13 protein-coding genes and 1 pseudogene are annotated in these 12,074 nt (G+C 65.9%); 6 read left to right on the forward strand and 8 right to left on the reverse strand.

Annotated features, from left to right (window positions below):
- Positions 1–3: 3 nt before the first annotated feature.
- From BMY53_RS24230 to BMY53_RS24240, 3 genes are read right to left on the reverse strand one after another with little or no spacing between them, the layout of a single operon-like run.
- Entirely contained in the window at positions 4–354 is a 351-nt protein-coding gene (locus BMY53_RS24230) for a RidA family protein (protein ID WP_092949571.1), read from the reverse strand.
- Complete coding sequence (plsY, locus tag BMY53_RS24235; protein WP_092949573.1) at positions 351–1,061, reverse strand: glycerol-3-phosphate 1-O-acyltransferase PlsY; 711 nt, start codon at positions 1,059–1,061, stop codon at positions 351–353. The genes BMY53_RS24230 and plsY overlap by 4 nt, the downstream gene beginning before the upstream one ends.
- 6 nt (positions 1,062–1,067) lie before the next feature.
- On the reverse strand, positions 1,068–1,571 hold the full coding sequence (locus BMY53_RS24240; protein ID WP_092949575.1) for an aminoacyl-tRNA deacylase: 504 nt from the start codon (positions 1,569–1,571) through the stop codon (positions 1,068–1,070).
- 103 nt (positions 1,572–1,674) lie between these two features.
- Between BMY53_RS24240 and BMY53_RS24245 the strand changes: the two genes are divergently transcribed.
- Complete coding sequence (locus BMY53_RS24245) at positions 1,675–2,775, forward strand: DNA alkylation repair protein (protein WP_092949577.1); 1,101 nt, start codon at positions 1,675–1,677, stop codon at positions 2,773–2,775.
- A gap of 4 nt (positions 2,776–2,779) precedes the next feature.
- Here BMY53_RS24245 and BMY53_RS24250 read toward each other — a convergent pair whose 3' ends face one another.
- A complete protein-coding gene (locus BMY53_RS24250; protein WP_092949579.1) occupies positions 2,780–3,838 on the reverse strand; it encodes an aldo/keto reductase in 1,059 nt (352 codons plus the stop codon).
- Between the two features lie 308 nt (positions 3,839–4,146).
- Between BMY53_RS24250 and BMY53_RS24255 the strand changes: the two genes are divergently transcribed.
- The gene (locus BMY53_RS24255) at positions 4,147–4,398 is read left to right on the forward strand and encodes a helix-turn-helix domain-containing protein (protein WP_092949581.1); all 252 of its coding nucleotides are present in this window, start codon (positions 4,147–4,149) and stop codon (positions 4,396–4,398) included.
- Positions 4,399–4,592: 194 nt separating this feature from the next.
- Here the strand turns inward: BMY53_RS24255 and BMY53_RS26130 are convergent, their stop codons facing one another.
- Positions 4,593–4,736: a hypothetical protein gene (locus BMY53_RS26130; protein ID WP_177201039.1), complete on the reverse strand. Its 144-nt coding sequence runs from the start codon at positions 4,734–4,736 to the stop codon at positions 4,593–4,595.
- Positions 4,737–4,777: 41 nt separating this feature from the next.
- Here BMY53_RS26130 and BMY53_RS24265 point away from each other — a divergent pair, with 41 nt between their 5' ends.
- A complete protein-coding gene (locus BMY53_RS24265) occupies positions 4,778–5,449 on the forward strand; it encodes a hypothetical protein (RefSeq protein WP_092949583.1) in 672 nt (223 codons plus the stop codon).
- Positions 5,450–5,592: 143 nt separating this feature from the next.
- On the opposite strand, the gene BMY53_RS24270 is transcribed toward BMY53_RS24265, so the two are convergent.
- Complete coding sequence (locus tag BMY53_RS24270) at positions 5,593–6,501, reverse strand: LysR family transcriptional regulator (protein ID WP_092949584.1); 909 nt, start codon at positions 6,499–6,501, stop codon at positions 5,593–5,595.
- A 268-nt stretch (positions 6,502–6,769) separates the two neighbouring features.
- On the opposite strand from BMY53_RS24270, the gene BMY53_RS24275 reads away from it, so the two are divergent.
- Positions 6,770–7,873, forward strand: a complete 1,104-nt coding sequence (locus BMY53_RS24275) for an MFS transporter (protein WP_255370362.1) — start codon at positions 6,770–6,772, stop codon at positions 7,871–7,873.
- Between the two features lie 73 nt (positions 7,874–7,946).
- On the opposite strand, the gene BMY53_RS24280 is transcribed toward BMY53_RS24275, so the two are convergent.
- Together BMY53_RS24280 and BMY53_RS24285 are read right to left on the reverse strand one after the other, a co-directional pair.
- A complete protein-coding gene (locus BMY53_RS24280) occupies positions 7,947–9,605 on the reverse strand; it encodes a response regulator (RefSeq protein WP_092949586.1) in 1,659 nt (552 codons plus the stop codon).
- Positions 9,602–11,086 carry an ATPase domain-containing protein gene (locus BMY53_RS24285; RefSeq protein WP_218151302.1) on the reverse strand — a complete coding sequence of 495 codons (1,485 nt, stop codon included), beginning with the start codon at positions 11,084–11,086 and terminating at the stop codon, positions 9,602–9,604. The genes BMY53_RS24280 and BMY53_RS24285 overlap by 4 nt, the downstream gene beginning before the upstream one ends.
- 167 nt (positions 11,087–11,253) lie before the next feature.
- Between BMY53_RS24285 and BMY53_RS24290 the strand changes: the two genes are divergently transcribed.
- Both BMY53_RS24290 and BMY53_RS24295 read left to right on the forward strand, forming a co-directional pair.
- Complete coding sequence (locus tag BMY53_RS24290; protein ID WP_092949589.1) at positions 11,254–11,610, forward strand: H-NS histone family protein; 357 nt, start codon at positions 11,254–11,256, stop codon at positions 11,608–11,610.
- 265 nt (positions 11,611–11,875) lie between these two features.
- Positions 11,876–12,074: pseudogene (locus BMY53_RS24295) on the forward strand (hypothetical protein); the annotation flags it as partial.

Here is a 12,074-nt window from a genome sequence, read left to right on the forward strand (position 1 = left end):
TGATCAGACCGCCGCCGTGATCACGATCTCGATCTTCCACTCCGGCTTGGCCAGATGGGCCTGCACCGTGGCTCGCGGCGGCGTATGGCCGGCCGGCACCCAGGCGTCCCATGCCGCATTCATGCCGGCCAGGTCCGCCAGGTCCTTGATGTAGAGCTGGGCGCGCAGGATCTTGGTCTTGTCCGTACCGGCGCGGGCCAGCAGGCGGTCGATCATGCCCAGCACTTGGGTGGTCTGCCCCTGGATGTCCTGGGTCGCGTCTTCCGGTACCTGACCGGCCAGGTACACCACGCCGTTGTGGACGGCCATCTCGGACAGACGGGGACCGACGTCGAAGCGTTCGATGTTGCTCATGGGTTGTGATGCTTGGTTTTGGAAGAATGATGCGACTTGCCGCCGTGGCCGTGGCCCCCTGAGCCTTCACCGGCCCCGCCCCCGGATCCGCCGGCAGACTTCTGGCCCAGCTTGCTCTCGGTCCCCTTCAGCAGCTTGCTGATGTTGGCCTCATGGCGCCAGACCAGCAACAAGCTCATCAGCGCGATGGCGAACAACTCCGGCCCGACACCCCAGATCAGCATCTGGTAGAACGGCGCAAACACGGCCGCCGCCATGGAGGCCAGGGACGAATAACGGAAGAAGAAGGCGATGATGATCCAGGTCAGCAGCGTCGCCAGTCCCAGGAACGGGTTGATCGCCAGCAGCACCCCGGCCGCCGTCGCCACGCCCTTGCCGCCCTGGAAACGGAAGAACACCGGCCACAGGTGGCCGATGAAGGCCGCCAGGCCCACCAGCGCGGCCACGCCCGCCTCCATGCCGTAGGCGGCGCCGAAGTGCAGCACCAGCACCACCGGCACATAGCCCTTCAGCGCGTCGAACAGCAGCGTGAGAATGGCGGCGGCCTTGTTGCCGGAGCGCAGCACGTTGGTGGCGCCGGGGTTGCCCGAGCCATAGCTGCGCGGGTCCGACAGCCCCATCAGCCGGCTGATGATGACTGCGAAGGACAACGAACCAAAGAGATAACCGGCCAGGATGGCCAGCACGGAAAACAGGACTTCTTGCATGGGGCGTTATTCTGCCCCGGACTTCAGCGCGCACTCGACCGCTCGCGCGCCCAGCAACTCCGTCAAAACCCTTGGTTCGATGCTGACCAGGTAGCCACGCCGGCCCCCATTGATCAGGATGCGGGGCAGCGCGAGGATGCCGGCCTCCACAAACACCGGCATCTCCTTGCGCGTACCGAACGCGGACGTGCCTCCCACCAGGTAGCCGCTGTGCCGCTGCGCCACGTCCGGCTTGCAGGGCTCCACCTTCTTGCAGGGGATCTGCCGCGCCAGCTCCTTGAGGCTGACGGTGCAGTCACCATGCATCAGCACGATCAGCGGCTGCGCCTTTTCGTCCTGCATCACCAGCGTCTTGACCACCTCGTGCTCCGGCACGCCCAGTTGCCGCGACGATTCGCCGGTGCCGCCTCGATCGACGTAGTCATAGACATGCTCGCCAAAGGCGACCCCCTGCTGCCGCAGCCACTGCGTGGCGGGCGTTTCACTCACGTGTGAACCCTTCTTGCTCATGGAGCGGCATTTTGGACCAAGCCCGGGCGCGGCGGCTTGTACAGGATTGCGGCAGGATGCTGACATCCATTGGCAGCACCCGCCGTTAGGCTCCCGCTCCACCATGCCGCTCGCCACCTCCGCCCCCCTGCTCAAGGAACTGATCAACCCCGCCGCCCTCAAAGGCGTGGCGGCGCTGTTCTCGGAACTGTCGCCGTCGTTCGACCGGCGCCGCTTCCTGGCGGCTGCCGGGGAAGGCCTGGACGAACTCTCCATCCTGCAACGTGTCCATCGCGTGGCGCAAAGCCTGGCGCTGGCCCTGCCCGGCAGCTATGCGGAGCAACTGGCGCTGGTGGTGGAAGCCGGCCCGCGCCTGAGTGGCGCCTTCCTCAACATGGCGCTGGGGGACTTCGTGGCCACCTACGGCCTGGCAGACCCGGCCCGGTCGCTAAAGGCGCTCAAACGGCTCACGCCCTACGGCACAGCGGAATTTGCGGTCCGCCCCTTCCTGCGGCAGGACCTCACCGGCACATTGCGCACCATGGAAGGCTGGGCGCAAGACCGCAATGAACATGTGCGGCGGCTGGCCAGCGAGGGCTGCCGCCCCCGCCTGCCGTGGTCCTTCCGGCTCGACGCGCTGGTGAAAGACCCGACGCCGCTGACCCCCATCCTGCATGCGCTGCGTCACGACAGCAGCCTCTACGTTCGCCGCTCCGTGGCCAACAGCCTCAACGACGTGACCAAGGACCATCCGGATTGGGTGTTCACCCATGTGGCCGATTGGGAGATGGACCACCCGCACTGCACCTGGATCGTCAAGCATGCGCTGCGCAGCCAGATCAAGAAGGGTGACCCGCGCGCCCTGCGCCTGATCGGCGCCAGCGACGGGGCCGAGGTGGCCATCGACGGGCTGTCGGTCAGCCCGGCCCGTGTGGCCCTGGGGGGCGAGGTCGAGATCGCATTTGCGTTGCGCTCGGTGGGCAGCGCGGCCCAGCGGCTGGTGGTGGACTATGTCGTCCACTACGTGAAGAAGAACGGCAGCCCGTCACCCAAGGTGTTCAAGCTCAAGACGGTGGCGCTGTCTGCCGGCGAGACCACGTCGGTCCGCATCCGCCGGGCCCTGCGCAACTTCACCACCCGCGTGCACTACGCTGGCGAGCACCGGGTGGATGTGGTGGTGAACGGCCAGACGCTCGCGAGTGGCACCTTCACCTTGACGGTGTGACCAGTCACTGGCCGGGGTCGCGGATCTCCCAGCGGATGCGGTCGATCGCGGCCAGCGTGTCCGCCTCCAGCCTGCGGCCCAGCGCCGCCACGTTCTCGTCCAGTTGCTCGGCCGTGGTGACGCCGATCAGCGTGGACTGCGTCTGCCAGCGCGAAGACACCCAGGCCATCGCCAGCGTGGCCGGGCTGATCCCCAGCTCGCGCGCCAGCGCGTTGTAGCGGCGGGCGGCTTCCAGCGTCTCCGGGCGCGCCCAGCGCTGCTTGCGCATGCTCTCGAAGATCGCCAGGCGGCCGGGCTTGGCCGGATCGTCCAGACCATGCGCGTCGTACTTGCCGGTCAAGGAACCGAAACCCAGCGGCGAATAGGCCAGCAGGCTGACGCCATGGCGGTACAACGCCTCGTCCAGGCCGTTCTCCAGCACACGGTTCACCAGGCTGTAGGGGTTCTGCACGCTGACCACGCGCGGCAGCCCATGCAACTCCGCCAGTCGAATGAACTCCGCCACGCCATAAGGCGTCTCGTTGGACAGGCCGATGTAGCGAATCTTGCCGGCCTTCTGCAGGCGCGCCAGCGCCTCCAGCTGGTCATGGATGGCGGTGACGGGTTTGTCCTTGGCCGGGTCGAAGTACAGGCCGCCGAACATCGGCACATGACGGTTGGGCCAGTGGATCTGGAAGAGGTCAATGGTGTCGATCTGCAGGCGGCGCAGGCTGTCTTCGCAGGCGGAGACGATCTGATCGGCCGTCAGGTCCTGGCTGCCTTCACGGATCCAGTCATAACCCCGCGACGGGCCGGCGACCTTGGAGGCAATCACCAGACGCTCCCGCAGGCCGGGACGGGCCTGCAGCCAGCGGCCAATGATGGCTTCGGTCTGCCCGAAAGTGGCAGCACGCGCTGGCACGGGATACATCTCGGCGGCATCCAGCAGGTTGATGCCCGCAGCGACGGCGCGGTCCATCAGGGCAAAGCTGCCGGCCTCGTTGACCTGTTCGCCAAAGGTCATCGTGCCCAGGCCGATGCGGCTGACCGACAGGTCCGATTGGCCGAGGGTGATGCGTTCCATGGTGGAGCTCCTGAATACACGAATGACGCAGAAGTTTGCATCAACCGGCCGCACCCGTTCGGTGGGGTGATGTCGGAGCCTGGCCAGTGACACAATGCCCAATTGCACCCTTGAAATTATTGTTCTACAGTAATTTTTTACCAGTCTACGGCAAGTGACATGATGAATTCAGTGGCGGGCCCTGCGGCGCGGCGCCTGTTGAGGATCTCGCGGACTGTGCGAGCACTGGCTCTGGCCGGCATCATGCGGGAGGCGCACCGCATGGCACAGGAGAACGCCGAGTTCGTCTGAACCCGGCAAGCACCGCCATGCCCATCGTCGTTCGACTCGATGTGATGCTTGCGCAGCGCAAGATGCGCTCCAAGGAATTGGCCGGGGCCATCGGCATCACAGAAGCCAACCTGTCGCTGCTGAAATCCGGCAAGGTGCGCGGCGTGCGCTTCGACACGCTGGCCCGGATCTGCGCGGTGCTGCATTGCCAGCCGGGTGACCTGCTGTCCTGCGAGCCAGGGGATGAAGATTCGCCTGGTGCCGGCGCGGGTGGAGACGGCAATGCCTGAGCGCGCCGGCCACCCATGCCGCCTCCCATTTTTCAACCTGAACCGCGTCAAGCGGGCCTGCACCATGTCCTGTGAGAAGACTCGGAACCGCCGTCAACGAGTGTCGCGTGCCCGGTGGTGGGCGGGGTCCGTCCTGAACGCCTCCGTCCTTGGCGCATCCGTTTTTAGCGCATCCAGTTTTAGCGCATCCATCTTTAGCGCGGCCTGCCTGCTGGCGCAGACGGCCACCGCAGCGCCGGCACTTGACGGCGACGTCGCCGAATCCGCGCCATCAGCATCAGCATCAGCATCAGCATCAGCATCAGCATCAGCATCAGCATCACCAGCAGCATCAGCATCAGCAGCGACCGAGGCCGCCACACCGCAGGCCCTGCCCTCGGTGCAGACCCACCTGCAACGGGGCAGCTTCATTCCGTACAAGCAGCTCAACGAGCTGCTGACAACGCTGCGGACCGAAGGCGAAGGTCTCTTCGTCAGCCGGCTGCGGCTGCGGTCTGCCGACAAGAGCAAGCCCTTGCCGCCCAACGCCAAGCTGGCACTGATGGACGACGACCGCACCATCGACATCCCCGTTGCGGCCGACGGTCGCTTTGATCTGCCCACCTTTGCAGCGGAAGAAGCCCGACGCATGGAGCTGGGCACCAACCTGGCCAAAGGTTCGACGCAGCTCCAGCTGAACTTCGACCTCACCACGCCCCCGGACCGGCTGGACATGGCGACCGTGCGGCGTGTGGTGCGGGTGGGCCAGCATCTGCGCAGCGAACTGCTGCCCTGGTACCTGCGCTGGCTGATCCCGCAGGTCGACGGCGTGGTGATCTGCAGCGACAAGCCGGACTGGCAGCTGGAGTGGCCGGAGAATGGTCAGGTGCTGGCCTTGCCGCTGCCGGCGGAAGCCACCACGCGCGAGCCAGAGACCGCAAAGGACCAAGCCTCGCGCCCCTGCACCTCGCTCAGTGGCCAGGAGCAGTGGCCCGACAACGCACGGCTGCAGTCACCCGCCAGCCATCACACAAAGCTCTATATCCGGCTGCGCCAGACCCGCGCCTCCTGAGACAGGAACACCGCGCAACCTCCTGCCCCGGGCCGCGCACCTGGAACCCCGTCTTCGCCAACCGGGCTCGCCCAAGGCCATGTACGGCCTGACCGGCGAGCCACGGCCCTCGCAGCGTCGGCACAAGCCGGCCCGGGCACCCGTCAGCGGATTCGAAGATTCGACGCCAGGTGCATGCGCAGGGCATCGACCTTCGGCAGCAGTTGCTTGCGCTGGGGCCAGACGAGGCGCAGCGGCAGCCCATCCACGCTGCACGCCGGCAGGAATTGGACCAGGCGCCCACGCTCAAGCGCCTGTGCTGCGAGCCAGGTCGCCAACTGCGCCACACCGTGCCCGGCGATGACCGCCTCCAGCAGCGCTTCGCCGTGGCCCACCACGAGCCGGCTGTCCATGGTGCGTCGTTCGATCGGCGCTGAACCCTTGGGGATCAGCCAGGGACTGGGTGTCCCGTCGGCGCGCCCGTAGGTCACCGTCTCGTGCGCATCGAGCTCGTTGATGGCGAGCGGCGTGCCCTTGCGGGCGATGTAGGCGGGCGACGCGCAAAAGATCAGCCGCTCGTGACCCAGGAACTGCTGGCCCACATGGGCCGGCCATGAATCGGGCCCGCCAATGCGGACCGCCACGTCGATGCCTTCGTCCACGACATCGACAAATCGATCGGTGAACGACACATGCGTCTGCACGGCCTGGTGCTGCTCCGAGAACTGCAGCAGCAGCGGCATGACCTGCATCCGGCCAAAGGTCGCCGGAACATCGACACGCAGCCGGCCCGAAGGCTCGGACGCATCATCGGCCAGCACGCGCTCCGCCGATTCCAGTTCCTCCAGCGCGCGCACGCAGATGGTGTGGAACGCCGCGCCAGCGTCGGTCAAGGCGAGCCGCCGCGTGGTTCGATCAAACAGCCGCTTCTTCAATCTCGCCTCCAGGCGGGCGATGGCCTTGCCGACGGCCGAGCTGGTGAGGTTCAACCGCTCGCCAGCCGCGGTGAAGCTGCCGGCGGCCACGGTGGTCACGAATACGTCGATGCCTTTGAGGCGCTCAGCACTGTTCATGCCGTCATTTGAGCATTTCTGGCTCAAATCCATGGAAATTTCATCCGAGATGAGACTTGAGGGATTCAATACCATCGCGGCATCCCCCTTCCCCCTGATCGCCATGTCCTCCCGAACCGCCGTGCCGGCGCCTACGTCCGCCCCTACGTCCGCCCATACGGCGCCAGGACCGACACCGACACCGACACCGACAGAAACATCATCAGCGCCATCAACGGCAGCCATCCTGGCGGTAGCCGCCTTCGCGATCGTCACCACTGAATTCCTGATGGTCGGGTTGCTTCCCGGCCTGGCCCGTGACCTGGGCGTCACCGTATCGGCCGCTGGGCAGCTGGTGACCTTGTTCGCCGTCGTTGTGACAGTGGCTGGCCCGGTGCTGACGGCCTGGCTGTCCCATCTGGAACGCAAGCGCCTGTTCGTGGCGATTCTGGCCTTGTTCGCCGCCTCGAACGCGTTGGCCGCGATGTCCTCCCACTTGTGGGTACTGGCGATCGCCCGTATCGTGCCGGCGCTGGCGCTGCCCGTCTTCTGGGGCACGGCCAGCGAAACAGCCGCCATGATCGCGGGGCCAGCACGCGCCGGCCGTGCCGTCTCTACGGTCTACCTGGGCATCTCGGGCGCCATGCTCCTGGGCATTCCGCTCGGAACACTGTCGGCTGGCTTCATCGGATGGCGTGGTGCGTTCTGGACCTTGGCCTCGGTCTGCCTGGGCGTCGCGGTCCTGCTGCAATGTTTCATGCCCCGCTCCGAGCCCGCCGCGCGCGTCCACCTGCTGCAGCAGGCCAAGATCTTCCGTGATCGACGTTTTGTGGCGAACGTGGTGCTTTCGGTTGTCGTGTTCACCGGCATGTTCACCGGCTACACCTATCTCGCAGAGACGCTGGAGAAGGTCGCAGGCGTGGCGCCGGCCCAGGTCGGATGGTGGCTGATGGGATTCGGCGCCGTCGGCCTGGCCGGCAACTGGCTGGGTGGCCGCTGGGTGCAAAGCGGTGCGCTCGCGACGACGGCCGGCTTCTGCCTGCTGCTCGCCGCAGGGATGGCCGCCACGACGGGCCTCGCGCCCGTCTCCGTCACAGGGCTGGTACTCGCGCTCATGCTCTGGGGCGTTGCCAATACGGCGCTCTATCCAATTTGCCAGATCCGGGTCATGCAATCCGCTTCGCATGCGCAAGCGCTTGCCGGAACGATCAACGTGTCGGCGGCCAACGCGGGGATCGCGTTCGGTGCCCTCCTGGGTGGCGCCGCGATTCCGGCCTGGGGCGTCGAAAGCGTGGGGTGGTTGGGCGCCTTGGTGGCTGTGCTGGCGGTGGTAATGACGCCGTTGGTCGCCCTACTCCGTCGACACTCGGTGGCAGATCCAGGCCCGCGCTGATGTTCTCCGTCAAGCGCCCTCACCGGTCCCCAGGCATCTCTCAACGGAACCTCGCCCGCGGCGATCCCCGCACTCACACCACCGCGAAGTGCACAGCCTCCGCCAGCGCATCCACATGGAACGGCTTCTTCAGGATGAAGCGCGCCCCCAGCACAGCCCCCACCTTGTCCATATCTGCATAACCCGTGGCCAGGATGATGGGCAGGGTGGGCCACAGATCCTGGACCTGGCGGATCAGCTCCGCGCCATTCATGCCGGGCATCACGTAGTCCACGATCAACAAGGTCGGCGGCTTCTCCCGCAGCACTGACAGGGCCGCCAGCCCGTTCGACACGGCTGTGACCTGGTGCCCCAGCACTTCGAGGCTCTGCACGATGGACTGACGCACCTCGTCGTCATCCTCCACCACCAACACCCGCTGCTGCGGCGTTGTGAGGCTGGGGCGGGTCGGCACCAGCTCCTCGCCTTGGGCATCCGATACCAGCGGGAAGGTGAGCAACACATCCGTCCCTTGGCCGATGGTGCTGGCGATGTGCACCTGCCCGCCGGACTGCTTCACGAAGCCATAGACCTGGGCCAGGCCCAGGCCTGTGCCACGACCCATCGCCTTGGTGGTGAAGAACGGCTCAAACACCTTCTCGATGATGGAAGGCGGGATGCCCGCACCGCTGTCCGCCACGCTCAGGCGCACCGCCGGCACCTGCTGATGATTCAGCTCGAGGGTGGCTTCGCTGGTGGAGATGGTGATGGTTCCGCCATCGAGCATGGCGTCCCGCGCATTCACGGAAAGGTTGAGCACCGCCATTTCCAGCTGATTGGGGTCGAGCTGGGCCACCGGGTGGGGATGGCTCAGGTCCACGTTGATCTTCACACGCGACCCCACCGAGGTATGCAGCAGCTCCTGCATGCCGTTGATGGCCGCATGAAGGTTGGTCGCCTGCGGCACCAGGGACTGGTTGCGGGCGAAGGAGAGCAATTGCTCGGTGAGGCGCGCGCCCCGGCGCACGGTTCGTCGGGCGCCTTCAACAATACGCATGGCCTGTGGCGGACAGTCCAGGCGCGCCAGGATGTCCAGATTGGTGCCGATGACATGCAGCAGGTTGTTGAAATCATGGGCGATCCCGCCCGTGAGATGGCCCATGGCCTCCATCTTCTGCACTTGCAAAAGCGTGGTCTGTGCACGCTCGCGCTCCGCGATCTCGTTCATGAGCCGGTTGTTGGCGTCGGAGAGCTCGCGGGTGCGGCTTTCAATGCGGCCTTCCAGGTCCTTGTTGAGTTCTTCCACGGCATCATGGGCCACGGCCAGTTCGGCCAGCATGGAGCGCGTTGCATACTGGCGCGACCTCGCCCGCACGGCAGCCTCGATGGCGGACTGCAAGGAGTCCACGCTCAGCGGACGCTCCAGCAACACCACATTGCCCATCAACTGCAGCGAGGTGGCCGCAACGAGGGGCCGCCTGCCGATGCGCTTGCTGGTGAGCACCACAAACGGAAAGTCCGACCAGGGCGGTTGGGTGCGCAGCCACTGATCCAGCGGATCGCCAGGCGCGACGCAGAAGGCTTCTTCCGTCACCACCGCCGCCGCAGCACCTTCGCTGACAGCGGCCAGCAACTGCTGTGGCGTGGCCACCGGGCAGGCCGACGCCAGGCGTGAGACCACCTCTGCGATCACCTGTGCATCACGGCCGAAAGGCGCCAGGATCAGAACACGGGTCTCCAGAACGGTGGTCATGCAACGTCGGCGTCGCCGAACAGCGCCGTTCTACCCGTGTAGGTGGCCACCCCGGACACCACCCCTTCGAAGTCAGTGAGTGCAACACCCACTTCAATACCGTGCTCTCCCAACCGGAACTCATGGATGGTGGTCGCGTGGCGGTTGGTTCGGCTCTTGGTCACGGACACCGCCTTGAGCAGGTTGCCCCGCGCCTCGAAGTAGCGGAACAACAGCACCGCATCGCTCAGGTAGCTCAGGTCGATGTCCAGCTTGCCCTGGCCCAGGATGCCATGCTGACCCAGCACCAGGATGGTGGTCACCCCGCGCTGGTTGAGGTAGGTCAACAGCTCATGCATCTGCAACACGAGGAACTTGCCACCGGGCATGGCCTGCAGATAAGCATTGAGGCTGTCGATGACGACGGTGCGGACGCCATCCCGCTCCACCGCGCGGCGCACCCCGGTGGCGAACTCGCCGGGGGTCACCTCGGCGGGGTCCAGAGCATTGATGAGGAAGTTGCCCGCCGCCATTTCGGATTCGAGTTCATACCCCATCGACTTGGCGCGGGGTATCAGCGTGCCCAGGCCCTCATCAAAGAGGTAATACGCCGCCTTCTCGCCTCGCTGCAAGGCCGCGTAGACACAGGCGATGGCCGTGGTTGTCTTGCCCACACCGCTCGGGCCGACGAACAAGGTGTTGCTGCCGCGCCCGAGCCCGCCACCGAGCGCCACATCCAGGGCCTCATTGCCTGTGCTGACGTTTTCCGGCGTGAATTCCTTGTGGTGTTCGGCAGCCACCAGGCGCGGGAACACCTCCAGCCCGCCGGTCTTGAGAGTGAAATCGTGCTCTCCGCTTCGGAAGGCGATGCCGCGCATCTTGGGCACACGCAGGAAGCGCTTGTCGGCGCCGTACTCCCCCACCAACTGCTGGAGCCAGACGACGCCATGGGCGATGCTGCGCAACTGCATATCGCCAGCGGCCGCGCTGAGATCGTCGAGCATCAAGACGGTGCAGCCGTGGCGCGCGAAGAAGTGTTTGAGCGCCAGGACCTGGCGCCGATAACGAAGCGGGTCCTGCGCCAGCAGCCGCATCTCGGAAAGGCTGTCAAACACCACCCGCTGAGGCCGACTCGCCTCGATGCGGGCCATGACCCCCTGAACGGTCTGGTTCAACTCCAGCTCCGACGGATGGATGATGGATTGTTCCGCCTCGGGGCTGAGGTCGTCGGGGCTCACCAGTTCAAAGACGTCCAGGCCGGCAACGTCCAGGTCCCAGCCGTGGGACCTGGCCACATCCTTGAGTTCCGCGGCGGTTTCGGAGAGGGTGACATAGAGGCCCTGCTCCCCAGCAGCCAGCCCCGCCAGCAGGAAATGCAGGCCCAGGGTGGTCTTACCGGTACCCGGTTCACCTTCGAACAGGTAGAGATGGCCTTGCGGCAGGCCGCCTTGGAGGATGTCATCCAAGCCGGGGATGCCGGTGGAGCTGCGGTTTTGAGACATGGGCGTGCTGACGCTGGAATGTTGACAGAGGGGCCGGGACAAGCCTCGCATCACGGCACGGATCGGAGGCGTCTGGCAATTTCGGTGCCCGGGTCACCGCCAGCTGGCGCCTGCGCGCGCACTACACTGCAGCCACGCATCGCTCCACCCACTTCAAACAAGCAAGCATGACCACGCCAGACATCTCCCGACTCAGCTACGCCGAACTCGTCGAACTCAACAAGCAACTCGAACAGCAGATCAACGCCAAGCGTGGTGAAGAACTGAAAGTGCTGGTCGACGGCTTCGCCAAGAAGCTCGAGGCTGCCGGTTTCTCCGTCACCGAGGGCGTCGAAGCCCTGAAGCCCTACATGGCCAGCGCGGGCAGCACCCGCAAGGCCGGCGGCGGTGCGGCCCCGGTGCTGTACCGCGACCCGGCCAACCCGGCCAACACCTGGTCCGGCCGTGGCCGTGCCGCCGGATGGCTGGCCGCTTACGAAGAGCAAGGCCGCTCGCGCGACGAATTCAAGGTGTCGCAGAGCTGATCACCCGCAGCGCTCCTCCAGCGCTGCTGCATCACACCCGAGGCAGCCCTGCCTCGGAATCCTCTGCCGGAGCCCTCTGCCTGAGACCGCTCCGCAGAGGCGGCCCTACCGGCCTTCGCTCCGCCGCCCCCGCCTCTCCCCGACATCTGTCGGCGGATTGCCTACGCGGGCATCCCCCGACATCGCACGCCGCGTGACTGCTTCCGCGACTACGTGCAACAAGCTGTGACTGCGACGATTCAGTCATCAACAGCAGGGGGTCGCCATGAACAAGTTCTCGAGCAAGATGATCAAGCGGGTTGCGGTCGGTCTGGGCCTCGTGGCCGCAGCCGTCGGGTCTTCGGTGACCGCCAACGCCACGACCGGCAGCACGACCTTTCAGGTCACCGCCACCGTCATCACCTCGTGCAACGTGTCCGGCGCCGCCCTGAACTTCGGCAACACGGTGGACCCGCTGAACACCT

Origin of the sequence: Roseateles sp. YR242, assembly GCF_900109745.1 — a bacterium.
Classification (GTDB): Bacteria; Pseudomonadota; Gammaproteobacteria; order Burkholderiales; family Burkholderiaceae_C; genus Roseateles.